The sequence below is a fragment of the Pseudomonas sp. SK2 genome (assembly GCF_016772395.1).
In the GTDB taxonomy this organism is placed as follows: Bacteria; Pseudomonadota; Gammaproteobacteria; order Pseudomonadales; family Pseudomonadaceae; genus Aquipseudomonas; species Aquipseudomonas taiwanensis.
Window position 1 is genome coordinate 2,682,012 of sequence record NZ_CP061944.1, and the last position, 23,256, is coordinate 2,705,267.

Below are 23,256 nucleotides of genomic sequence, written 5' to 3' on the forward strand. Positions count from 1 at the left end.
AGTAGGCACCGTCAAGTTGCTCATCACCGGGACATTCCGATGATGAGCACTGGCTCGATCAATGACCTGCGCTCTGACCGCCGTCGACGTGCAGAATCTCGCCGGTCACAAATGCTGCGCTGTCCAGGTAAAGAATCGCTTGAACGATGTCATCGATCTCACCCATGTGGCCGACGGGATGGAGTTGACCCAGGGCTTCGTGCGTTTCAGCGCCGTGCATCGGGGTTTTGATGATGCCAGGCGACACGGCATTGGCGCGGATGCCTCGCTTGGCGTACTCAATGGCGATCGATTTGGTCGCAGCGTTGATACCACCTTTGGTAAGCGACGCCATTACCGACGGAACGCCGTCGATAGCATGATCCACCAAGCTGGTGGTGACGCTGACTACATGCCCGCTACCCTGCTTTTCCATTTGCGCGATGGCAAGTTGCGAGATATAGAAGAAGCCGCTCATGTTTGTTGCGACGACATGCGCATAGTCTTCTTGGGTGTAGTGGGTAAAGGGCTTGGCGACGAAAATCCCTGCATTGTTGACCAGTGTATCGATGCGCCCAAAGCGGGCCACGGCCTCACTAACCACTCGCTGCGCAGTGGCCGGGTCCGCGATATCGCCTGCAACGGTCAGGATATCCGGATCCGTCGATGGCTGAATGGACCGCGAGGTGGCGACAACGTTGTGACCCAGGGCTCGGAACCCTTTGACCACCCCCGCACCGATGCCCTGAGATGCGCCAGTTACAATGATCACTTTTTTAGGGTTGCTCATGATAATTCCTCCGTTATCGATTAACGTTCTTTAGGTGGGCGACGTGATGCGTGCCGACTGTCTTATGGCCTGCTCGTAAAACTCGACAGATTGCGAGCCGGCAACGACGTACTGTTGATTCAGGATCATTGCAGGCACCGCACTGATGCCGCGTTCCCTGTAGAAACTTTCAACTTGGCGAACTTCGTGCGTGTATTGCCCGCGCTCCAGGATTTGCAGCGCATCCTTGGCATTCAGTCCGACGTTTTGGGCCAAGGTCGTCAAGGTTGCGTGGCTGCTGGGGTTTTGTCCGTTGACGAAGTACGCCTCGATCAAGGCCTGGTGCAACTCAGTTTGAAGCCCTTTGCTGGCCGCCCAGTACAGCAGGCGATGAGCATCGTGCGTGTTGAAAAAATGAGTTCGCTTTTCAAGGTTGAACTCAACGCCGATTTCTCGTCCTCGTTCGATCATCAACTGGTTGCGCGCCGCCACCTGCTCCGCGGTTCTACCGTATTTGCGAACCATGTGTTCGAGGGCATGTTCTCCCTCGGCAGGCATCTCGGGATTGAGCTCGAACGGTTTGTAGGTCAACTGAACGTTTATCTCGTCGGCTACGTTGGCGATGGCTTGATTCAATGCCGCCGAACCGAGTGCGCACCACGGACAGACGACATCGGAAACGAAATCGATTTCTACTGTCCGTTTCATGACTTCGATTCCGACAACTGCCGCCTGTATTCAGTGGTTGTAATACCTGAGTAACCCCAGTTATCAGTGTCGACTTCTTCTATCACGATATGCGTTAACAGCGGGTCTTTATGGAGAACGCGCTCCATGGTTTCAGTGATTTCTTTTATTACCTGAGCCTTTTGCTCCCGGGTAACGCCATCACGGGTGATACGAACGCTGATAAATGGCATGATCAGTTCCTCTATCCAGTGTGCTGTGGGTAATGAGCAGCGGATGGAGAAACTTTAAGAACTCACGGCCAACTGATAAATGGGCCGTGAGTTACATCATTTGTGACGTCGTGTATCGAATGATGCATGCCGCGCCTGGGTTGCCCCTCGTTATGGGCCAGAAAAGAAAGTGGCGGTAATGGCCGGGGGCGCCTATCGAGCCCCCGCGGCGGTCCTACCGTTGCAACACCAGGATGCGTGACAACAATTCATCCCGATCCACATAGCACCCCTGGAAATGCCGGTCACCGCTTGCCGGATCGAAGGCATCTCGGGCATGCAGCACGCGTCGGTTGTCAAAGCACCACAGTTGCCCCGCTTCCAGCCGGCGGGTAAAGCAAAAACGTGGTTCCCGGGTCATCTGGATGAAGCGTCGGTAGGCGAGGTAGTAGTCCGGCATTCGCTGGGCATCCATCTGGAAGGGGGCGCGCAAGAAGTTCGCCAGGCGGATCTCGCGCACTTCGCCGCTGCTGTCCAGCGCGATCACGGGGGCGGTGCAGCGGTAGTCGCTGTGACGGTCCTTGTTGCGAAACTCCACCGGCGTTTCGCAGAGTAGCCGGTAGGCGGCCGGGGCCTCGATGCGCAGCGCCTCGGCGATCGCGAAGCCATCGACGAAGGTGCTGTTTCCTCCGGTGGCGTCATTGACCAGGCAATGCAGGAACTGTAAACCCGGTTGCAATTCACGGGTCGGCAGGTCGGTGTGCAGGGGCAGGTTGAAAGCCGTGTAGGCATTGCTGTCCGCATCGGCCTTGGAGCGCACGTCGAACAATACGCCGAAGTTGCTCTCGCGAATGAACGAGATGCGCTTGGCCAAGGGAATCAGCGCGCCGGGCTCGGTGGGAACACCGTGCAACTGCGTCAGGCCCACGTCGCGCACCGCCAGCAGCCATTCGAGCAGCGTGTCGTCATCCTGCATCACCGCCCCATGATCGTAGACAGGCAACGACAGACCTTGCATCCAGCGGTGCTTGTGCGGCCTGGCCGCCTCGCGCTCGGCCAGGCTCTGGGCATCGTAGGCATGGGCGCGCAACCAGCCGGGGTGATAGGCGCTGGCATGGCCGTCGTCCCATTGCACGACCAGCCGGCCATCGTCGCCGATGGTGACGGCTTGCACCTGGATGTCTTCCGGTACGTCGGCCACCAGAAACACCTGTTCGCGGGTGACCTCGTAGACACAATCACCGCAAGGGCAGTTGTCGCGCAACCAAAGATTGTGGAACGGGCTGACCCGGCCGTCGGCCCAGGTTACCGAGACCCCGCTGGCGAAGGATGCGGCACTGGCCAAGGGGCTGATGAGCGGGAAGGTGCGGTAATCCGCGATCGCGTTCATTTCGTTGAGACTCCTTTGCGGTGGGTAGGCGCCACGCTCGAGTGGGCAGGAGCGAGAATGATGTGGATGGCGCGCGCGGTGCCAGCGAGCACCAATAGCAGGCCCGCTGTTTCCAAAGCGCTTGGTGCACGGCCGACGAACGCCAACCCCATCAGGCTGGCGAACACCGACTCCAGGGCGATCAACTGGCCAGACAGCACCATGGGCAGATGGCGGGTGGCGATGTTCCAGGCTGCGGCGCCGACCAGCGACGAGGACACGCCGATCAGCGCTGCCCAGCCATACAGGTGCAGCGCGCCCTCGGTGTTCCATTGAGCCCCCTGCCAGCGCAGCAGGTCGTAGGCACTGGCAAGGGGCGCGAGAAGGGCTGCGACCAGGCCTGCGCCAACCATCATCAGGCAAGTCCAAGCTGCGGTAGCCCGTGGCGCGAGATCGACGACCGCGTTTTGGTTGATGACGCTGAACGACAGCCAGGCGAGGATCGCCAAGCCAGCGAATATCCCGGCGAGCACACCGTCAGCAGGGGCGTAGGGGCTGGTGAACAGGTCCAGGTTGATCAGCGAAAGGCCGATGCCCAGCAGCCCGATCGGCAGCGCCAGACGTGTCCATGCCACCCGTTGCGCGTGCACATTGCCCAGCAGCGCCTGGAGCACCGGCACGCAGCCGATGAAGGCGGCGATCAGGGTCGGGCCGCCGAAGATCACGCTCCCCGCGATGCTGGCGCTGTAGACCAGATAGCCGATGACGCCCAGGGCCATGCCGGTCAGCCATTGCCGGGGCCCCAACTGGCGCAGCCGCTCGCGATACAGCAGCAGACCAATCAGGCCCAGAGCACCAGTGAACAGGTAACGCACCAGCAACACGTCGAGAATCCCATATTCACCCGCGACGTAGGGGGTGATGAAGTTGCTGGCCCAGAACAGCGTGGCGATGACGGCAAAGACCACGCCCCGGGCGCTGGATGAGGGTGAGGCGAGCATGTTGGCTCCTGGCCGGGGGCGGTGGTGGGCATGTGTCCATGCTGCGGGCGCGCAGGCTGTGCTACAAATGATCTTTCGGTCCAGAGGGTTAACCTGAAGTCATGAATAGGCTCGGCAAGTCACTCCCCCCACTGGCCTCGCTGCTGCCGTTCGAGGCAACCGCCCGGCTCGGCAGCGTATCGCGTGCGGCCCAGGAGCTGCATATCACCCAGGCAGCGGTCAGCCGGCAGATTCGCGCGCTTGAGGCAGACCTTGGTGTCGCGCTGTTCGAGCGGCGTAACCGCGGCGTGTACCTGACCGAGTCGGGGCGCAGTCTTGCCTATATCCTGGGTAATGCATTGGCTGGGCTTGCCAACGAGGCCGACCGGCTGCGCGGCGTTGCCGGAACCAACCAAGTGGTGCTGCTGTGTCAGATGTGCGAAGCATTCCACTGGCTGATGCCTCGGCTATCGAGCTTTCACCAACAATTCCCGGAGATCGAACTCAAGGTCGCGACGTTGCTGCGGCCATTGGCCGAGTACGAGGGCTATTTCGACGTGGCGATGCAGAGCAGCTGTCGGGACCGAGGGGCGCATCCGCTGCTGTTCAGCGCCAGCGATGAAGTGTTCCCTGTCTGCAGCCCCAGCTATCTGGCGCGCATGGGCAGCGATGCGCTGACGCTTGATCAGGTGCAGCGCTGCACCCTGCTGCTGCACCAGACAGTGCCGCAATACGAATTGGAATGGGACACCTGGATGGCGGCCCATGGCCTTGAGTTGCCAAGCGGCGGCAAGTCGTTGAGCTTCGATAACTACTCGTTGATGCTCCAGGCCGCTGTTGCCGGACACGGGCTGGCCATGGGCTGGCGACGCACCGCAGAGGGGATGCTCGCGCGGGGGGAACTGGTTGCGCCATTCGCCGAGACCGTCGTGCTGCAGGACGCTTTGTCGGTATGCGTGCGACACGGCCAGGAGCGCCGCCCAGAGGCACAAGCGCTTGCCGCCTGGCTGAAGGCGCAGCTCAGCTGATAGGCGTGGCGCCCGCGACTTTCGTGGTCGATGCTGGGATGGGACCGATGATGCGAAGGGGGCAGCCCTGAGCTGCACGCCATCGACGTGCGTGCTAGCGTCGCTGCCCTTCAGCCCCAGGCGCGAGTGCTCCGAGCAGCCCGGCCGCCACGGCCAGCGCGCCACCCACCGCCGCCAGGCCCGCCCATCCGGCCTGGTGCGCACCGTAGCTGCCTAGCGCCGCACCGGTCGCCCCGCCGAGGAAGTAGGTGCTCATGAACACCGTGTTCAGTCGGCTGCGCGCTTCGGCGCGCAACGCATAGACCCGCGCCTGGTTGGCCACCAAACCCGCACGATTGCCCAGGTCGAGCAGTGCCATTCCGGCCAGCAGCGCGGTCAGGCTGTGGTCGGCAAAGGCGACCAGACTGAACCCGATGACCAGCGCTGACACGCCTGTCATCACCGTACGCTGCGTGCCGATGCGGTCCGCCAGCGCGCCGATGTGTGGCGAAGCGAATATACCGAGCAGCGCCACCAGGCTCAGCAGGCCAACGGTGGCTGGGCCGAAGCTGTAGGGCTGCTGGCTCAGTAGCGAGGCCAGCGATGCCCACAGCGCGCTGAACGCGGCGAACATCAGGAACCCGCTGGCCGCGCACAGGCGCAGCACTGGCTCTTCGCGCAGCAGCGTGGCGAGAGAACGCAGCAGATGTGTGTAGCCAATCGAACCCAGGCTCGGGTTGAGCGGTAGCTGGCGGGCGACGATCCATAGCAAGCCCAGGTCGGCCACTGCCGCCATCAAGAACACCGCCTGCCAGCCCGCCTTGGCGCCGAGCAGGCCACCCACCGTGCGCGCCAGCAGCAGGCCACTGGACAGCCCACCCAGCAAGCTGCCGACCACCCGTGCGCGGCTTGCCGCCGATGCCGCGCCGGCGACGGTGGGAATGATCAACTGCGCGCTGATCGCGGTCATGCCCACGGCGAAGCTCGCCGCACACAACATGGCGAAGCTGGGGGCCCAGGCACAGGCAAGCAAGGCCACCAGGTTGGCGATGATCGCCACCGAGGCGAGCTGGCGCGGTTGACGCGCGTCGGCCAGCGGCACGATCAATAACAGGCCCAGGGCGTAGCCGAGTTGCGTCAGCGTGGCGATGGCGCTGGCGTGTGTCGCCGTCAGCCCGAAGCTTGCTGCCATCTGTGCCAGCAGGGGCTGGTGGTAGTAGAGCGCGGACACGGCCAGCGCGCAGCTTGCCGCCATCACCGCCACCAAGCGGCCGGAAGGTTCACTCACGGGCATGTACTCAACGTTCGGCCAGCGACTGCGCCAGTTCGGCGGTGGTGGCGATGCTGTGAGCGAAGGTCGGGCCATTGAGCGTGTGGGCGGCGTGCATCATTTCCGGCGTGAAGGCGGCGGTGGCATCACGCACCAATGTGACGTGGTAACCCAGTTCCATGGCGAAGCGTGCCGTCGATTCGATACAGGTGTTGGCGAGCAACCCGACCACGATCACGTGAGTGATGCCTTGCTGCTTGAGCTGGAAGTCCAGATCGGTGTTGGCGAAGCCGCTCTGGCCCCAATGCTCATGGACAATGATATCGCCTGTTTGGGGGATGAAGTCCGGGTGCCATTCGCCGCCCCAGGTGCCCTTGGCGAAGGTTTTGCGCTGCTGCACCAGGCGCTGGGTCGGGTTCGGATGGCTCCAGTTATCGTAGTCGCCGGGCTGCCAGCGGCGGTGGGGCACATAGAACACCTGCACGCCGTTGGCGCGCGCGCTGGCAACGGTGCTGCGCAGGTTGTCGAGCAGGTGCACGTGCTCGGCGACGTCCTTGAGTAGCGGGAACAGCTTGCCGCCTTCGGAAAGGAAGTCGTTGTAAGGATCGACCAGCAATAGGCCGGTGCGTGACAGGGGGTAGGCGGTGTCGGTCATGGGGGAGGCTCCGGGATAGGTGTGCCGAATATCAGCTATGAAAATCATAGTGTCAATGGTTTCGGTGGTTCTAGCCGTTTCTTTAGGTGGGCCAAAGGCTGGTTGCCGTGTTACTTTGAAAATCAAAGTGACTATGGAGAGAAACGTTGTGACACAACGGCCAGCCGATGCCTCATCCACGCTATGCCCAGTGAGCCGATCAGTGGAGCAGGTAGGCGACAAATGGACGCTCTTGGTATTGCGGGAGCTGTACATGGGCGCGACGCGCTTCGAGGATATCCAGATCCAGACCCAGGCAACCCCGCAAATGCTGACTACCCGGCTCAAGGCGCTGGAGGCCGACGGTCTGGTCGAACGCCGTCCATACAGTGACAAGCCCCGGCGACACGGCTACCACCTGACCGCCAAGGGCCAGGCGTTCTACCCGGTGATCTATGCCTTGCGTGCCTGGGGAGAGCGCTGGTGCAAAGGCGAGGGGGAGGCGGTGGCGGTACGTATGGTGCACAGGGCATGCGGGCATGACGTGGGCCTTGCCAGCATTTGTCCGCACTGCGGCGCGCCGGTGACGCGTGATGATCTCGAAGCCCACGTGAGTGAGGAGTTCGCCCACGAGCGGGCAGCCCGGCGCGAGGCATTCAAGCGAAAAGGCTAGATCGTGCAGCAAGAATCGACCCGGCGGGCTTGCGAGGGAAACCTTGAAATTGCCTTGGAACAAAGGGAAAATTCGTACGTAAATACATAGTACATACTATGGTACGAAATATCAGGAGCGGCGATGGCCCGGGTCGGAATAAATAAAGAGGTGGTGCAACAGGCACGGCAAGCGTTGCTAGCCCGTGGCGAACATCCCAGTATCGATGCGGTACGTATCGAGCTCGGGAATACCGGGTCCAAGACCACCATCCATCGTTATCTCAAGGAGCTAGAGAGCCTTCAGCCGGCCACACCAAAGGGCACGGCGGCGCTAAGCGAGCCACTGGGACGTTTGGTGGAGCAACTGGCCAGGCAATTGCAGCAGGAGGCCGACCTGCGCATCGAGGCGGCCGAAGTTGCATTCAGCCAGCAGCGTGAGCAACTTGAAGCCCGTTTTCAGCTCGCCCAGCAGGCATTGGCTGCGACCCATCAACAGCTGCAGGTTCAAACCCAGGCATTGGAGGCAGCGTCGGAAACGCTCGGCACCACGCAACGTACCCTGCAGACGGAACAGCTGCGCAACGCAAGCCTCAGCCAGTCGCTTGGCGAATTGAAGGTGCGCCTCGCCGACAAGGACGAACAGATTCTTTCATTGGAGGAAAAGCATCGTCACGCCCGCAATGCGCTAGAGCAAGAGCAGCGCCGCCATGAAGCGCAGCTGAAACAGCTGCAGGCGCAAGTGCGCCAGTTGCAGCAAGGCTTGATGTTCAAGCAAGACGAACTGACCCGGCTGCACCGGGACAATGAGCGCATGCTCGGCGAGCAGCGACAGTCAACCCGTGAACGCGAGGTTCTGGACAGCGTGCTGGAGCAGCGCGACGCCCAGATCCAGGGGCTGCGGACGATCCTGGCGCAAGCGCAGGGGGCGAGCGATGAAATGCGGCGTCAGCTGCAAAGCCAGACTCAGCAGCTGGAAGCCAAGCGCGGTACTTGCGCTGACCAGGTACGGGAACTACAGCGACTGAACGATGAGCTTAAGCAGCGCGATCAAGCGCTCGAGGCGTGCCAGCTACAGCTCAAGGGCAGGGCGCAGCCCCACAGTAAGCGCCCAGGCGCTTGACGCGCCTTGACCGGTTCAATCAGCCGCCAGTGCCTGTGGCTGTATTTGCCAGCGCACGGCACTGACGCCCTTTTCCAGGCTGACCCGACTGACCAGGCGCTCAAGCTGCCCAGCCGCTTGCGGGTTACCCAGCAGTTCGGCGCGAACCTCCAGGCGCTTCGGGTCGGCCAGGTCTTCGCTGTGCAGCGACTGCAAGCGCAGGCCAGGGTCAGCAAGGCTATGCAGCATCAGGCTGCGTACCTGGATTTCGTCCTCGGCTCGGCAAACGATGCGCACTTCGAAATGCTGTTCGACTTCACTGGCAGGCACGACCTGTTGCTGATCCAGGCGCTGGGCGATATCACGCAGCAAAATGTTCGCGCACAACACCACCAGGCTGCCCAAGCTTGCCTCCAGCAGCAGGCCCAGGCTGCACAGCACACCGATAGCGGCAGTACACCAAAGGGTGGCGGCGGTATTGAGGCCACGCACGTTGAAACCATCACGCATGATGACGCCGCCCCCCAGGAATCCAATGCCCGAGACCACATAGGCCGCGATACGCGAGGCATCGTTGGGGGCCATGCCGGGTACCGCCTGGGTCATCAGCACGAACAAACAGGCGCCGGTACTGACCAGCGCATTGGTGCGCAGGCCGGTCATGCGTTGACGTAGTTGACGCTCGGCGCCGATCAGTGCACCGAGCAGAAGGGCAGTGCTGACGCGCAGCAGAAAGACTTTCCAATCCATAGCAAACCTCTTCGATGGGCAAATGCCCATGCGAGCGCCACCATACGGCGCGGTTGAAAAACCAGAAATGCGCAGGACCACCGGTGGTGGTACAAGAGGGAGGAATTGGCCTTGAAGAAGGAGCATTCCACTGCCTTGCCAATGGCGAGACAGTGGCAGGAATCTGCCGGACTAGCTCGCCGGGTGGGCCTGTCGCAAACGACTGGGGCTACTGTCCAATGCAGGACTCCTGTTCAGGAATGCAAAAGTGCGACGCGGACCATACGCCGCGAAACCAGGGCGGTCAAGGCTAAAAACATGACAATGGCTTCATCAGGAAAACGGCTACAAACAACGCGTAAACCTGACAGTTTCGTGGAAAAAAACGGTGGCAGCCGGTACCCTTGGCCATCCGTTTTCCATCGCCCGGACCTTGACATGCTGTTCAATCTTGCCGTGCTGTTCGGCACCCTGGTGGCCATGGAGGGCGTCGGTACGCTGGCTCACAAGTACATCATGCATGGCTGGGGCTGGTGGCTGCATCGCTCGCACCATGAACCGCACCTGGGCATGCTTGAAACCAACGACCTGTACCTGCTGGCCTTGGGATTGATCGCTGCCACGCTGGTGGCGTTGGGCAAGTCAGGCTACGCGCCGCTGCAGTGGGTGGGCGGTGGCGTGGGCGGTTACGGATTGCTGTACGTGCTGGCCCACGATGGTTTCTTCCACCGGCACTGGCCCCGTAAACCGCAACCGGTCAATCGTTACCTGAAGCGTTTGCACCGCGCGCACCGCCTGCACCATGCGATCAAGGGGCGCGAAGGCTGCGTTTCGTTCGGTTTCTTCTACGCACCACCCCTGAGCAAACTGAAAAGGCAGTTGCAGCAGCGCCGTAAACGGCCGTGAATCAATTGGCCGTTTCGCCCTTGGGCGCAGGTGCCGCCGCACTATGCCCGCGGCTGACCCACCAACCGAAGCCTGCTGCGGTGAAGAACATCAGCAAGCTGTAGAGCGCTGCCGGTACGGCCATGGTCGCGTTGTTGAGCAGTGACGGGCTTAGCGCCAGCGCAATGGCCAGTGTTCCATTGTGAATACCGATTTCCATGCCGATGGCGATAGCCTGGCGCTTGGGAATGTTCAACAGCCGAGGCACCCAATAACCGACAGCCAGGCTCAGCAAGTTGAACAGTAAGGCCGCCAGGCCGACGACGGGGGCATACTCCACGACGGTCTGCCAATCCTTGGCCAGTGCCAGGACGATGGTGAAGGCCAGGAACAACGCAGCGATCAGCTTCATCGGTCTTTCCATGCGAGTGGCAAAGCGCGGTGCCCAGTGGCGAATCAACATGCCGAGGCCGACCGGTAGCAGCACGATCGCGAATACCTGCAAGACCTTGGCGAACTGCAGCGGGATGGCTTGCTCAGAAGCCATGAACCAGGCCAACGACAGGTTCACTAGCAGCGGCATGGTCAGAATGGCGATCAGCGAGTTCACTGCCGTCAATGTGATGTTCAGCGCGACATCGCCATGAGCGAGGTGACTGAACAGGTTGGCCGTGGTCCCACCCGGGGACGCGGCCAACAACATCAAGCCCACTGCCAGCGCCGACTCGAGGCCAAAGCCGTTAGCGATCAGGAAACAGACCAGTGGCAGCAGCAGAATCTGGCACGTCAGGCCAACCACCACGGGCTTGGGGTACTTCACCACGCGGGCGAAGTCTGCCAAGGTCAGCGACAGCCCAAGGCCGAGCATGATGATGCCCAAGGCCAGGGGGAGGACAGCGGTCAACAGGGGAGAGGCGGTCATCGGCGGGTTCTCGGGCGCATGATCCGAGGAGTGTAGGTCGGCTTAACTGACTCGCTAATCGCACAATGCCAGTGCTTGGTAACCTTTTGTTACTGCACTCGCTTCAGCCCAGGGCGTCCGGCAGCAAGAGGACCCCGATACGCTCGGCCAGATCGAGCAGTTCGGTGAATGCGGCCGGGTCTACCCGCACATCTCGGCTGGCCTCGAACTTTGCTGGCACCAACGCCTGGACGATGCGCTTGATGGCCTCTTCGGGAGCGCCGGCGATTCGCGTCGAGAAGTACTGGCCGAATATGCAGCGGCCGCTTGCCGCGTTGCGGTGAGGCCGCGGGCGCAGTAGCATTCGGGCTTTTGCCAAGGATTAGCCTGACATGCCGTATCAGCAAGGTCTGCTTGCCACGCCGGTGCCAGCCCACGCCCGTCACCTGTTTTTCGCCATCGAATCGCTCGAGGCGTTGCCCTCCGTTCTCGATGCCCTGCAACCACAGGTCGATGGACGCAGCCTGATCCTGGGTATTGGCGCACCGCTGGCCAAAGCGCTGGCTCGCGACATCGAAGGGCTGCGGCCGTTTCCGCTGCTGGACGCGGTGGTCGAGAACCCAAGTACCCAGCATGCCTTGTGGCTGTGGCTGCGGGGTGAAGAGCGCGGCGATCTGTTCCTGCGCGCCCAGCAGCTTGAACAATCGCTGAGCCCGGCCCTGCGCCTGGTGGACAGTGTCGACGGTTTCCTGCACCGCGCAGGCCATGACCTCACAGGTTATGAAGACGGTACCGAGAACCCGCGGGACGAAGCGGCGGTCGAGGCGGCCATCGTCGCTGGCGACCACGTTGGCCTGAGCGGCTCCAGTTTCGCCGCTTTCCAGCTGTGGAAGCATGACCTGAACTACTTCAAGTCGCTGCCCCAGCCTGAACAGGACGACATCATCGGTCGCCGCCTGAGCGACAATGAAGAGCTCGAAGACGCTCCGGAATCGGCCCACGTCAAGCGCACCGCCCAGGAAAGCTTCGAGCCAGAGGCCTTCATGGTCCGCCGTTCGGTGTCCTGGACCGACTCGCGTGGTGCGGGTCTGGCTTTCGTGGCCTTGGGCCGCTCGTTCGATGCTTTCGAGGTGCAGCTGCGCCGCATGAGCGGTCTCGAGGACGGTGTCATCGATGCATTGTATCGTTTCAGTCGCCCGCTCACTGGCGGTTACTACTGGTGCCCGCCGATGACCGAAGGTGCGGTGAATCTGCAGCGTTTGCTCGGCTGATCGCTAAACATCCAGATACAGAAACACCCGGCGGCCACGGATAGAGCAACTAGCCTTGGAAGTTTCCGACAGATGACGGGAGCTTTGCCATGTACGCACGTCGCGATGTCCTGCGCGCTGGGGCGACGCTTGGTCTGATGGCCGCCAGCCCCTGGCTGCGGGCGGCCAACACCGACGGGCTGCTTACCCGCACCATCGCCTCTACCCAGGAAGCCTTGCCAGTGATTGGGGCGGGCACGTCAGGCAGTTTCGAGGTCCAGGCCGGCTCCGCGCAGTACCAGCAGCTCAAGGTCGTTTTGAAGGCCTTTTTCGAGGGTGGCGGCAAAGTCATCGACACCTCACCCAACTACGGCGGAGCGGATGCCATCCTTGGCCAGTTGCTGGAGGAGGGCGGATGGCGCCAGCAGTGTTTCATTGCCACCAAGATCGCTGCCAACAGCCGCGCCGATGCCCAGGAGCAATGGGCGGGTACCCTGCGCAGCCTGCGCACCGACAAGGTCGAGCTGTTGCAGGTGCACAACCTTCGCCAATGGCAGATCCAGCTGCCCTATGCCCGCGAACTCAAGCAGCAGGGCAAGACCCGTTACGTGGGCATTACCCATTACCTCAACAGCGGCCATGACGACGTGGCCGAGATCGTGCGCCGCGAGCCGCTGGACTTCATCCAGATCAATTACTCGGTCAACGCCCCGGACGCGGCGCGGACCTTGTTGCCGTTATGCCAGGAAAAAGGCGTTGCGGTGCTGATCAACCGGGCATTCGACGATGGGCGTCTGTTCGCCCGGGTCAAGGATATGCCCCTTCCGGGATGGGCTGGCGAGGCAGGCATCGGCAGTTGGGCGCAATTGTTTCTCAAGTTCGCCATCAGCCATCCGGCGGTCACCACGGTGATCCCAGCCACCGGCCGCCCGGATCGCCAGCTCGACCAACTCAAGGCCGGGCACGGGCCGCTATTGACCCAGGCGCAGCAACAGGCGCTGATCGAGCAGTTCGCCTGACCCATGAACACCTGGCGGCGTCGACTGGGCAAGGGGCTGAACTGGCAACCAGGGGAAGGCGCAGCGGTGGTGGCGGGCCTGGTGCTTTTCTATCTGCTGTTCACCGGCTATTTCATGCTGCGTCCGGTGCGCGAAACCATGGGCGTGGCGGGCGGGGTGGATAACCTGCAGTGGCTGTTCACCGGGACCTTCTTCGCTACCCTAGTGAGCCTGCCTTTGTTTGGCGTGCTCGCCAGCCGGGTACGCCGACGCCATATCTTGCCTTGGACCTACGGTTTCTTCGCCAGCAACCTTCTGTTGTTCGCTGTGCTCTTTGCCCGCAATCCGGATGATATCTGGGCAGCACGGGCCTTTTACATCTGGTTGTCGGTGTTCAATCTGTTGGCCATCTCCCTGGCCTGGAGCGTGCTCGCCGACATCTTCGACAACGAACAGGGCACGCGGCTGTTCGGGCTGCTGGCCGCCGGGGCCAGCCTGGGCGGGCTCAGTGGGCCGATCCTCGGCACCTTGTTGGTGGCACCCCTCGGCCACGCAGGCTTGCTGCTGCTGGCCACCGCTTGTCTGCTGGGCAGTATCGTTGCCACTGGGTATTTGCAACGTTGGCGGGCGCGCCACCCATTGCCCGCCATTTCCGAACACCCACCCTCCAAACCTCTGGGCGGAAATCCACTGTCTGGCGCCACCGCCGTGTTGCACTCCTCGTACCTGCTGGGCATTGCCGGTTTCGTGGTGTTGCTGGCCAGCGTCAGCACCTTCCTGTACTTCGAGCAGGCGCGGATCGTCAGCGAGACATTCACCGACCGCACTCGCCAGACCCAGGTTTTCGGGCTGATCGACACCATCGTCCAGGCCCTGGCGATTCTCACCCAGCTGTTTCTCACCGGACGTCTGGCCCGATATCTGGGGGTTGGTGTCCTACTGGTGGGGGTGCCGCTGGCAATGGCGGTCGGTTTCGTCTGCCTTGCGCTGTATCCAGTCTTTGCGGTGTTCGTGGTGGTGATGGTGGTGCGTAGGGCCGGAGAGTACGCATTGGTGCGACCGGGTCGGGAGATGCTGTTCACGGTGCTGACGCCCGAGGACAAGTACAAGGCCAAGAACTTCGTCGACACCGTGATCTACCGCGGCGGCGATGCGCTGAGCGGTTGGCTCAAGCGCGGGCTGGACGTGATGGCCGACCATCCCCAATTGGCCATGGTCATTGGCGCTCTGCTGGCACTGGGCTGGGGGCTGACCGGCAGTTGGCTGGGGCGACGTCATGGCCAGTCGCTTGGTGCGCCAAATACAGACTCCCCGCATATTTAACGCCACCGGTCAGAACCCTTCTTTTGAAAACGAATCCCTGCGGGAGACCGCACTCCGAACCTATGTACGGCGTACTGCCGTGCATATCCGAAGCCAAATGAGGTTAAAGACCATGGCTAACAAAGAAAATGGCCGCCAGGGTAGTCAAGGCGGCAGCAAGAACCCTGGCAACTTCGCCAACGACCGCCAGAAGGCCTCCGAAGCGGGGCGCAAGGGCGGCCAGTCCTCCGGCAGCAACATGGACCACGACCGCGAGTCGGGCCGCAAGGGCGGTCGCACTTGAGTGAAGGCGCTGCAGTGCCGGGCATGTCCTGGCACTGCATTGCCGCGTTTCGCTCAACCTCTCAGATCTTGCCAGGGTTAGGATTGGCGGCGTTCGCCGTGCCCTGCACCCGGGTGGCCTTGTCCAGGGTATCCTGCGGCAACTGGTCGAACTCATGCAGACCGTCCTTGCGATAGGGGTCGCCAATCCAACGTGGCGCCGCCACGAATTGCGAACTGACCAGGCTCTTCTTCGGCTCGTAGCGGTCATAGCTGAGCCCCGCGAGGTCTGACAGCGTATGGATCAGGTGCGAGCTGCTGTAGGCCCGGTTGGCCATCGCCTGGAAGTCGCGCGGATGCGTGGCCTGCCAGCTTGGCGAGGTCCAGAGTAAGAATGGAATGGTGTACATCGGCCGGGTCGGGGCGCCTTCGTTACGTCCCAGGCGGTCATGATTACCCGAGCTGTACACATCTTCGCCGTGGTCGGACAGGTACATCAGGAAGCCATTGGCAGCGCTTGCCGAGTAACGTTTGATCAGGCTCGAAACCACGTAGTCGTTATACAACACCGCATTGTCGTAGAAATTGTAGGTGTCTGCCTGGCTGTCGGTGAGCTGAGGCGGAACACCTTGCCGGTCTGTGAAGCGATCGTAGGCCTGCGGATAGCGATAGCGGTAATCCATGTGCGTCCCTAGCAGGTGGACGATGATGAACTTGTTCGGTGCGGGGTCTTGCAATGCCTTCTCGAACGGTGAAAGCACCACGTCGTCATACTGGCTGGCGTTCTGATTGCGCTGGTTGTTCAGGTAGACCTGCTCGTCGGTCTGCTGGGAGAACGTGGTCAGCATGGTGTTGCGCTTGGTCATGGTCTGCTGGTTGGTGATCCAGAAGGTCTTGTAGCCCGCCTGTTTCATCAGGTTGATCAACGATGGATCGGTGAGGAAGCGGTCCGGGTTCTGCTGGTCACCGAACGTCAGGATCTGCTGCATCACCTCGATGGTGTAAGGGCGAGGCGAAACCACGTTGTGGAATACCGTCAGGCCTTTGTCGCTGGCCGCCAGAGCGTCGAGATTCGGGGTGGTCGGACGGTTGTAGCCATACAGGTGCATGTGTTCGCGGGTTGTGGATTCGCCCAGCACCAGCACCAAGGTGCGCGGTTCGGTACCGCTGCTGTCATGGAGATTTTTCAAGGGCGGCAACGAGGCGTTGCGGGCCAGCAGTGCCTGCATGTTGTCCAGTTGCTGGCGATACTGCCGGTAGCCGACCAACAACTGCCAGGGGACCGCCGGTTCCATGCGCTGCTCGACCTTTTCCATCGCGTCGGCAAAATTGCGCTGCTGATTGACCATCTGTTTGTAGAAGGGGTAGACGAGGTTCGCCGCCAACAGCAGAACAACTACCGGAACGCGACTGCGAAGAGGCAGCGAAACCGGGCGAATGCGCTTCCATAGCAGCACGGCGACCGCGGTGTACAGCAGCAGTGCCAAGCCCAGCCAGATACTGAAGTACTGGCTGAAGTACTCGCTCGCCTCTGCAGTGTTGGACTCGAACATTACGAAAATGACGCTTTGCGAGAACTCCTGGCGATAGATGCCGAAGTAGCTCAAGCCCACCAGGGAGGCGCCCCATAGCACCAGGCCAATCACTGCCGCGGTGGCGCGGGTGAAGCGCGGCAGCAATAACACCGGGGCAAGCCAGAGGCTGCTCAGGAACAAGGCGTCGCGAAAACCGGCAAAGCCTGTGGTACCGCTGAACAGCAAGAGCGCCTGGGTGACGCCGGAGAAGTACCAGAAGAACAGAAGTAGCCAGCCCAGGCCGGCCCAGTCCAGGCGTTTTGCGGTGGAAGGGGATGTAGTGTCTGACACGTTTGCCTCGTTGAACCATGGCGGCCGCGAGTCCTGCGGCTGCCGGAAAGGCCGTGACGCTAAAGGGAGGACTGTGAAAATAACGTCAACAGAAAGTCGCCGATGGGTCATTTCGACGGAACTTTGCCAGCGCTTGGAGATTCCACCCAAGGGAGCTCTTTTTTGATGAGCGCCCCTGGGCCACCCCGAATGCGGAGACCAGCATGGCCAGACATATCATCCACTTCACCGGACCTATCAACTCGTCCACCTGTGGCAACCTGATCAGCACGTGCGGCAAGGCGATCCAGCAGGGCGCCGATGTGTTGCAGTTGAACATCGCCACCATGGGCGGTGAATGCAGTTACGGTTTCACCTTGTACAACTTCCTACGTAGCCTGCCCATCGCGTTGCATACCCACAACCTGGGTACCGTGGAGTCGATGGGCAACATTCTGTTCCTCGCGGGCGAGCACCGCACGGCCTGCAGCTACAGCAAATTCCTGTTCCATCCGTTTCACTGGACACTGCATGGCTCGGTGGACCATGCGCGGATGGCTGAGTACGCCATGAGCCTGGACTATGACTTGCGCCTCTATGCGCAGATCGTTGCCGAAAGAACCGAAGGCAGTGCCGAAGCCCTGGATGTACCTCGCTACCTGATGGCCTACCCGCGCATTCTGGGCCCCCACGAAGCGCTGCAAAGCGGGCTGATCCACGCCATCGACGAGCTCGCGATCGGTTCCGGGGCCACCCAATGGAGTGTGCATGCGTGAAACCCCTCTCAGTCGCTGAACAGCGTTTTGAATTTTCTGGAAAAACCCTGATCCATCAAAGGCTCATCCACGGAGAACAGGAGGCCCCCTGCGATGCCTAGCCCACAGCTGTATATCATCGACTATCAACTGCACGGCCAGCCGCGCAGCTTCATCATCCGCCTGGACCGGCTGGACAACGCCGACGCCTGGCATTGGGCCAGCTGTGACGCGGGGATCGGGGTGATTCCGAAGTTCGGGCGGGAAAAGCTCAGGAAAGTCAGCCGTCCGATGGCTGAGCGCTATGGCATCACCGAGGTCAGCTGGCGAGCTTCCGGTGACCGTCAGCGGCCCCCGCAGTGAGGCCTGCAGGGGGCGCGTTCGCACACTCAGGAGCGTTTGAGCACCAGGGTCAGGATGTCGTAGCTGGCGACCAGCTCGCCCAACTGGTTGGTGACCTCCACGTCCCAGGCCACCACGCCTTGGGGTTGGCCAAGAGGACTGGTCTTGCCTTGGTCGATCTTGCGCTTGCAGGTCAAGCGCGCCTGAATGGTGTCGCCAATGCCAACCGGGTTGATGAAGCGCAGGGTGTCTAGGCCGTAGTTGGCCAGCACGGGTCCGGCGCCGGGGGAGACGAACAGCCCGGCAGCGGCAGACAGCACGAAGTAGCCATGGGCGATGCGCTTGGCAAACTGCGATTGCTTGGCGGCGATCTCGTCGAAGTGCATGTAGAAATGATCGCCCGACAGGCAGCCGAAGTTGACCAGGTCGGCTTCGGTGACGGTGCGACGGTGCGTCAGCAGCGACTCGCCGATGCGCAGGTCGTCGAAATGGCGGCGGAACGGGTGAACTTCGGTTTCGATCACTTCAGCGCCGCGGACATACTCGCCGGTGACGGCGGTGAGCATGCTTGGCGAGCCTTGCACGGCGGCGCGCTGCAGGTAGTGCTTGACCGCACGCAAGCCGCCCAGCTCTTCACCGCCGCCCGCTCGGCCGGGGCCGCCATGTTTCAATTGCGGCAGCGGCGAGCCGTGGCCGGTGGACTCTTGCGCGGCCTCGCGGTCCAGCACCAACAGACGACCATGCCAGGCGGCTGCAGCCGGAATGGCCTTGGCTGCCACTGCACGGTCGGCGGTGACCAGCGTCGCCACCAGGCTACCTTTACCACGGGCGGCGAGAGCCAGGGCCTCGTCCAGGTCGTCATACGCCATCAGCGTGCTGACCGGGCCGAAGGCTTCGATATCGTGGGCTCCGCCCTCGGCGTGAGGATCCCGGGCCTGAAGCAGGGTCGGGGCGAAGAATGCACCCTCGGCAACACCTTCGCCCACTGGGGCAAAGCCATCACCCGCACCGAACAGCTGGTCGCAACTTTCCAGCAGGCTGCGTACGCGCTCGCCGACATCGCGCTGCTGGTCGTGGGACGCCAGGGCCCCCATGCGCACACCTTCGACCGAAGGATCACCCACCACCACCTTGCTCAAGCGTTCACGCAAGCGGGTAGCGACAGCGTCAAGGTGCTTGGCTGGAACGATGGCGCGGCGGATCGCCGTGCACTTTTGTCCGGCCTTGGTGGTCATCTCGCGCACCACTTCCTTGATGTACAGTTCGAACTCTTCGCTGTCCGGGGTGACGTCCGGCCCAAGTATGGCGCAGTTGAGTGAGTCGGCTTCGGCGGTGAAGGGCACAGAGTTGCGCACCAGGTTCGGTGTTACCCGCAATTTGGCGGCGGTATCGGCGGAACCGGTGAAGGTCACCACATCCTGGCCTTGCAGGCGGTCGAGCAAGTCGCCTGTGCTGCCGATCACCAGTTGCAGGCTGCCGGCCGGCAACAAGCCGGACTCGTTCATCAGGCGCACCACGGCTTCGGTAAGGTAGCTGGTGGAGGTCGCCGGCTTGACGATGCACGGCATGCCAGCCAGGAAGGTCGGGGCAAATTTCTCGAGCATGCCCCAGATTGGGAAGTTGAAGGCATTGATGTGCACAGCCACGCCGGCGCGCGGCACCAGGATGTGGCTACCGGCGAAATGGCCTTTTTTGCCCAATGGAATCGCCGGACCTTCATGCACCAGGTTGCCGGACGGCAGTTCGCGGCTGCCAATGCCTGCATAGGAAAACAGCGTGGCGTTGCCGCCTTCGATGTCGATCCAGCTGTCGGCGCGGGTAGCGCCGCTGTGGTGGGACAGGGCGTAGAGCTGTTCTTTGCGCTCGGCCAGGTAAAGGGCCAGAGCCTTCAGGCGGGCAGCGCGCTGCTGGAAATCCATGGCCATCAGTTCTGCAAGGCCACGTGCCCGGGCGAAGTCCACGGCTTCGGCGAAGTCCGGGCGCTCTTCGTGGCTATAGGCCAGGACGTGACCGTCCAGGGCACTGCGCAGGGCCTGGGCGCCGTGCTGGCCGATCCAGCGGCCGGCGATGAAACTCTGCAGGGTTGGGGCGTCGGACATGCTGTTCTCCTCAAGAAGGCGCTGTTACCACAGCGCCAGGGTGTAGCCGATGATCAGGCGGTTTTCGTCCACGGCATTGGTCAGGCCGTTGCCGGAACGGAAGGTGACGTTGCGCCAACGCAGGCTGACGTCCTTGAATGGGCCGCTCTGGATGACGTAGGTAAGGTCGGTGTCGCGCTCACGCTCACGACCATTGCTGAGCGTGGCGGTCTCGGCATGGCGGCCGTCGGTGTAGCGGGTCATGAAACTCAGGCCGGGGATGCCCATCGCCACGAAGTCGTAGTCGTAGCGCACTTGCCAGGAGTCCAGCCCGGCACGGGTGAAGGTGTTGTAGGTCACCAGGTTGACGGTGAACGGGTCACCGCCGTTGACGAATGGAAAGGCGCTGTCGCCGGACATCTGCTGCCAGGCGGCGGTGAACTTGTGGGCCTTCACGCCCAGTGTGAACAGAGCGTTGAAGTTGCGGTTGTCGATGTTGCCCGCGCGCTCGGCACCGTCGCCGCGGCTGTCGAAGTAGCGCAGGTCGCTACGCAAGCTCACGCCTTCGCCCAGGGGCTGGGTGTGCACCAGGCCGACGAACTGCTGGCGGTAGATCTCGTCGAGCTTGGCGTAGTAGTAGCTGACAGTGGCCTGCGGGGTGATGGCGTAGCTGCCACCGGCCAGGTCCAGGTGATCGCTGCTGGCGGCGCCGTAGCCCATATCGTCGCGGCCGGACGAGTCGCGCAGGTTGACTTTGCTCAGGCGCCCGGCGTTGACGGTCAGCCCATCGATGTCCTGGCTGGTCAGCAGTCCGCCCTGGAAGGTCGACGACAGCAGGCGGGTGTCGTTGTACACCACCACTGGCAGGATCGGTTGCAAGGTGCCCAGGCGCAGCGTGCTCTTGGAGACCCGCACCTTGCCGGTCAGGCCCAACTCGCTGTAGTCATCCACCGGCTCATGGCTGTTCGGTCCGAACGGCAGCAGGCCGGTGTTGCGCCGGTCGCGGCTGGAGTCGAGCTTGATGCCAAGCTGGCCCATGGCATCCACACCAAAGCCCACGTAACCTTCGGTGAATCCCGATTCCAGTCGTGCGGTGAAACCTTGGCCCCATTCCTCGGCCTTGGCCTGGGGAGCGTTAGCCTGACGGAAGTCGCGGTTGATGTAGTGGTTGCGCAATTCCAGCCGTGCATGGCTGTCGTCGATGAAGTCCGCCATGGCCGGCAAGGGCAGGGCGAGTGTGGCGAGCCAGGCGGCTGAGGTCAGATGCGTGCGGTTCATTGTTTTTTTATCCGACATGATGCTGTTCTGGGGTCAGTGCTTGCTGGCGCCAGCGGCGCCGATACCGGTCATGGAGCGGATGAACTGCGCCAGGTAGCGCCCACGCTCCTCGCTGGCACGCGCGGAGGTGTCTGTTACCGAGAACACCCAGGCGCAGAGGAAGGCCAGGCTCATGGAGAACAACGCGGGGTTGCTGTAAGGGAACAGCGCTTGTTCGTTGTGCAGCACGTTGACCCACACTGCCGGGCCCAGCACGACCAACACGATGGCCGAAACCAGCCCGGCCATGCTGCCGCACACTGCGCCTCGGGTGGTCAGGCCTTTCCAGAACATCGAAAGCAGCAGCACTGGGAAGTTGACCGAAGCGGCCACGGCCAGCACCAGTCCAGACAGGAAGGCGATGTTCTGCGACTCGAACACCAGTCCCAGCACGACCGCCAGCAAACCAATCACCAGCGTGGCGATACGCGAGACGCGCATTTCCTGCTGTTCGCTGGCCTGGCCCTTGCGCACCACGCACGCGTAGAGATCGTGGGACACGGCGGAGGCGCCGGACAGCGCAAGGCCGGCGACCACCGCTAGGATGGTGGCGAAGGCCACGGCCGAGATGAAGCCCAGGAACAGGTTGCCCCCCACGGCCTGAGCGAGGTGTACGGCGACCATGTTGCCACCACCGATGATCGCACCACTGGCGTCGCGGTAGGCTGGCTCGGTGCCGACCATGACGATGGCACCAAAGCCGATGACGATCAGTAGCAGGTAGAAATAGCCAATGAAACCAGTGGCATAGAACACACTCTTTCGGGCCTCCTTGGCATCGCTGACGGTGAAGAAACGCATCAGGATATGGGGCAGGCCGGCAGTGCCGAACATCATGCCCAGGCCGAGTGAGATAGCGTCGATAGGGTTCGACAGCAAGCCGCCAGGTGCCATGATCGCCTGCCCTTTGGCGTGCACCGCCACGGCATTGGCGAACATGGCCTCGGTGCTGAAACCGAAGTGCTTGAGCACCATGAAGGCCATGAAACTGGTACCCGACAGCAGCATCACCGCCTTGATGATCTGCACCCAGGTGGTGGCGAGCATGCCGCCGAAAGTCACGTAGGCGACCATCAGTACTCCGACCAGGATCACCGCATACAGGTAGCTGATGCCGAACAGCAGCTCGATCAGCTTCCCGGCACCGACCATTTGCGCCACCAGGTACATCAGCGCCACGGCCAGGGTGCCGAACGCCGAGCTCAGACGCACCGGCGTCTGCGCCAGGCGGTAGGAGACCACATCGGCGAAAGTGTACTTGCCCAGGTTGCGCAGGCGTTCGGCGATCAGGAACAGAATGATCGGCCACCCGGCCAGTACACCCAGGGCATAGAGCAAGCCGTCATAGCCGTTCATGAACATCATCGCCGAGATGCCCAGGAACGAGGCGGCGCTGATCATGTCGCCCGCAATCGCCAGGCCGTTCTGCATGCCGGTCAGGCCTCCGCCGGCGGTGTAGAAGTCGCTGGCCGAGCGCGTGCGCATCGCTGCCCAGCGAGTGACCAGCAGGGTAAAGCAGACGAACACCATGAACATCGAGATGGCAGTCCAGTTCATCGTGCGCACTCCTGCTTGACCTTGTCGTTCAGGGGGTCGAGGACGTTGTTGGCACGGTGCACGTAGAGGCCGGTCAGCGCGAAGGACAGCAACACCATCAGGACGCCCACCAGCATGCCGACGGTGGTGACGCCGCCGCTCAGGGACTGGCCCAGGGTGCTGGGGGAAAATGCCACCAGCAGCACGAAGCCGTAGTAAATCACCAGCATGGCCAAGGTCAGGCTGCCATTGAGGCGGCGCTTGGACCGGACCAGGTGCTGGAAGTCGGGGTGGTTGGCGATGCTGTCGATGTGTTCGGGTGTCATGGGAAGCGATCTCTGGGTGTTGTAATTGTTGTGTTGAGGTCACGCGGGTGT

Annotated in this window: 24 protein-coding genes and 1 pseudogene; 10 read left to right on the forward strand and 15 right to left on the reverse strand. The window is 62.1% G+C overall.

Going from position 1 to position 23,256, the window contains the following annotated elements:
* Positions 1-58 precede the first annotated feature (58 nt).
* The 5 genes from IF103_RS11905 to IF103_RS11925 all read right to left on the reverse strand — a co-directional run bounded on the left by IF103_RS11905 (position 59) and on the right by IF103_RS11925 (position 4,017).
* Positions 59-769 (reverse strand): SDR family NAD(P)-dependent oxidoreductase, encoded by a 711-nt coding sequence (locus IF103_RS11905; RefSeq protein WP_104883942.1) that lies wholly within the window; start codon positions 767-769, stop codon positions 59-61.
* Between the two features lie 30 nt (positions 770-799).
* Entirely contained in the window at positions 800-1,456 is a 657-nt protein-coding gene (locus IF103_RS11910; RefSeq protein WP_104883941.1) for a DsbA family oxidoreductase, read from the reverse strand.
* On the reverse strand, positions 1,453-1,668 hold the full coding sequence (locus IF103_RS11915) for a tautomerase family protein (protein ID WP_023380555.1): 216 nt from the start codon (positions 1,666-1,668) through the stop codon (positions 1,453-1,455). The genes IF103_RS11910 and IF103_RS11915 overlap by 4 nt, the downstream gene beginning before the upstream one ends.
* A 214-nt stretch (positions 1,669-1,882) precedes the next feature.
* Positions 1,883-3,037 (reverse strand): gamma-butyrobetaine dioxygenase, encoded by a 1,155-nt coding sequence (locus tag IF103_RS11920; protein WP_104881777.1) that lies wholly within the window; start codon positions 3,035-3,037, stop codon positions 1,883-1,885.
* The gene (locus IF103_RS11925) at positions 3,034-4,017 is read right to left on the reverse strand and encodes a DMT family transporter (RefSeq protein WP_202676143.1); all 984 of its coding nucleotides are present in this window, start codon (positions 4,015-4,017) and stop codon (positions 3,034-3,036) included. Before IF103_RS11925 ends, IF103_RS11920 begins: the two co-directional genes overlap by 4 nt.
* 101 nt (positions 4,018-4,118) lie before the next feature.
* Between IF103_RS11925 and IF103_RS11930 the strand changes: the two genes are divergently transcribed.
* A complete protein-coding gene (locus tag IF103_RS11930; protein ID WP_023380558.1) occupies positions 4,119-5,024 on the forward strand; it encodes a LysR substrate-binding domain-containing protein in 906 nt (301 codons plus the stop codon).
* Between the two features lie 94 nt (positions 5,025-5,118).
* Here the strand turns inward: IF103_RS11930 and IF103_RS11935 are convergent, their stop codons facing one another.
* Together IF103_RS11935 and IF103_RS11940 are read right to left on the reverse strand one after the other, a co-directional pair.
* A complete protein-coding gene (locus IF103_RS11935; RefSeq protein WP_049818717.1) occupies positions 5,119-6,297 on the reverse strand; it encodes an MFS transporter in 1,179 nt (392 codons plus the stop codon).
* A gap of 4 nt (positions 6,298-6,301) precedes the next feature.
* Positions 6,302-6,928 carry a cysteine hydrolase family protein gene (locus tag IF103_RS11940; protein ID WP_023380560.1) on the reverse strand — a complete coding sequence of 209 codons (627 nt, stop codon included), beginning with the start codon at positions 6,926-6,928 and terminating at the stop codon, positions 6,302-6,304.
* Between the two features lie 133 nt (positions 6,929-7,061).
* Between IF103_RS11940 and IF103_RS11945 the strand changes: the two genes are divergently transcribed.
* Together IF103_RS11945 and IF103_RS11950 are read left to right on the forward strand one after the other, a co-directional pair.
* Entirely contained in the window at positions 7,062-7,580 is a 519-nt protein-coding gene (locus IF103_RS11945) for a winged helix-turn-helix transcriptional regulator (protein WP_041925494.1), read from the forward strand.
* A 123-nt stretch (positions 7,581-7,703) separates the two neighbouring features.
* Complete coding sequence (locus IF103_RS11950) at positions 7,704-8,681, forward strand: DNA-binding protein (protein WP_023380562.1); 978 nt, start codon at positions 7,704-7,706, stop codon at positions 8,679-8,681.
* A gap of 15 nt (positions 8,682-8,696) precedes the next feature.
* On the opposite strand, the gene IF103_RS11955 is transcribed toward IF103_RS11950, so the two are convergent.
* Positions 8,697-9,410 carry an MgtC/SapB family protein gene (locus IF103_RS11955; protein ID WP_023380563.1) on the reverse strand — a complete coding sequence of 238 codons (714 nt, stop codon included), beginning with the start codon at positions 9,408-9,410 and terminating at the stop codon, positions 8,697-8,699.
* Between the two features lie 417 nt (positions 9,411-9,827).
* On the opposite strand from IF103_RS11955, the gene IF103_RS11960 reads away from it, so the two are divergent.
* Positions 9,828-10,295, forward strand: coding sequence for a sterol desaturase family protein (locus IF103_RS11960; protein ID WP_023380564.1), 468 nt, complete (start codon positions 9,828-9,830; stop codon positions 10,293-10,295).
* A 1-nt stretch (position 10,296) separates the two neighbouring features.
* Here IF103_RS11960 and IF103_RS11965 read toward each other — a convergent pair whose 3' ends face one another.
* Both IF103_RS11965 and IF103_RS24885 read right to left on the reverse strand, forming a co-directional pair.
* Complete coding sequence (locus IF103_RS11965; protein WP_202676144.1) at positions 10,297-11,196, reverse strand: bile acid:sodium symporter family protein; 900 nt, start codon at positions 11,194-11,196, stop codon at positions 10,297-10,299.
* Between the two features lie 103 nt (positions 11,197-11,299).
* Positions 11,300-11,539 carry a hypothetical protein gene (locus IF103_RS24885; RefSeq protein WP_238346476.1) on the reverse strand — a complete coding sequence of 80 codons (240 nt, stop codon included), beginning with the start codon at positions 11,537-11,539 and terminating at the stop codon, positions 11,300-11,302.
* Between the two features lie 28 nt (positions 11,540-11,567).
* Here IF103_RS24885 and IF103_RS11975 point away from each other — a divergent pair, with 28 nt between their 5' ends.
* From IF103_RS11975 to IF103_RS11990, 4 genes are all read left to right on the forward strand, one after another.
* Positions 11,568-12,446 carry a Dyp-type peroxidase gene (locus IF103_RS11975; protein ID WP_186598864.1) on the forward strand — a complete coding sequence of 293 codons (879 nt, stop codon included), beginning with the start codon at positions 11,568-11,570 and terminating at the stop codon, positions 12,444-12,446.
* Between the two features lie 89 nt (positions 12,447-12,535).
* Positions 12,536-13,444 carry an aldo/keto reductase gene (locus tag IF103_RS11980; protein WP_202676145.1) on the forward strand — a complete coding sequence of 303 codons (909 nt, stop codon included), beginning with the start codon at positions 12,536-12,538 and terminating at the stop codon, positions 13,442-13,444.
* Positions 13,445-13,447: 3 nt separating this feature from the next.
* Positions 13,448-14,746, forward strand: coding sequence for an NTP/NDP exchange transporter (locus tag IF103_RS11985; protein WP_104883935.1), 1,299 nt, complete (start codon positions 13,448-13,450; stop codon positions 14,744-14,746).
* 112 nt (positions 14,747-14,858) lie between these two features.
* Entirely contained in the window at positions 14,859-15,029 is a 171-nt protein-coding gene (locus IF103_RS11990; RefSeq protein ID WP_023380570.1) for a con-10 family general stress protein, read from the forward strand.
* A gap of 61 nt (positions 15,030-15,090) precedes the next feature.
* On the opposite strand, the gene IF103_RS11995 is transcribed toward IF103_RS11990, so the two are convergent.
* Positions 15,091-16,872, reverse strand: a complete 1,782-nt coding sequence (locus tag IF103_RS11995; protein ID WP_081669648.1) for a phosphoethanolamine transferase CptA — start codon at positions 16,870-16,872, stop codon at positions 15,091-15,093.
* Between the two features lie 203 nt (positions 16,873-17,075).
* Here IF103_RS11995 and IF103_RS12000 point away from each other — a divergent pair, with 203 nt between their 5' ends.
* Positions 17,076-17,627 carry an ATP-dependent Clp protease proteolytic subunit gene (locus tag IF103_RS12000; RefSeq protein WP_202676146.1) on the forward strand — a complete coding sequence of 184 codons (552 nt, stop codon included), beginning with the start codon at positions 17,076-17,078 and terminating at the stop codon, positions 17,625-17,627.
* Between the two features lie 93 nt (positions 17,628-17,720).
* On the forward strand, positions 17,721-17,969 hold the full coding sequence (locus IF103_RS12005) for a DUF6555 family protein (RefSeq protein ID WP_023380573.1): 249 nt from the start codon (positions 17,721-17,723) through the stop codon (positions 17,967-17,969).
* A 26-nt stretch (positions 17,970-17,995) separates the two neighbouring features.
* Here the strand turns inward: IF103_RS12005 and paaZ are convergent, their stop codons facing one another.
* The 4 genes and pseudogenes from paaZ to IF103_RS12025 form a co-directional block, all read right to left on the reverse strand.
* Positions 17,996-20,047, reverse strand: a complete 2,052-nt coding sequence (gene paaZ / locus IF103_RS12010) for a phenylacetic acid degradation bifunctional protein PaaZ (protein WP_202676147.1) — start codon at positions 20,045-20,047, stop codon at positions 17,996-17,998.
* A 24-nt stretch (positions 20,048-20,071) separates the two neighbouring features.
* Positions 20,072-21,304 carry an OprD family porin gene (locus tag IF103_RS12015; RefSeq protein ID WP_202676148.1) on the reverse strand — a complete coding sequence of 411 codons (1,233 nt, stop codon included), beginning with the start codon at positions 21,302-21,304 and terminating at the stop codon, positions 20,072-20,074.
* A gap of 33 nt (positions 21,305-21,337) precedes the next feature.
* Positions 21,338-22,906 (reverse strand): annotated as a pseudogene (locus IF103_RS12020) (cation acetate symporter); the annotation flags it as partial.
* The gene (locus tag IF103_RS12025; RefSeq protein ID WP_023380577.1) at positions 22,897-23,205 is read right to left on the reverse strand and encodes a DUF485 domain-containing protein; all 309 of its coding nucleotides are present in this window, start codon (positions 23,203-23,205) and stop codon (positions 22,897-22,899) included. The pseudogene IF103_RS12020 and the gene IF103_RS12025, both read right to left, overlap by 10 nt.
* Positions 23,206-23,256 lie beyond the last annotated feature (51 nt).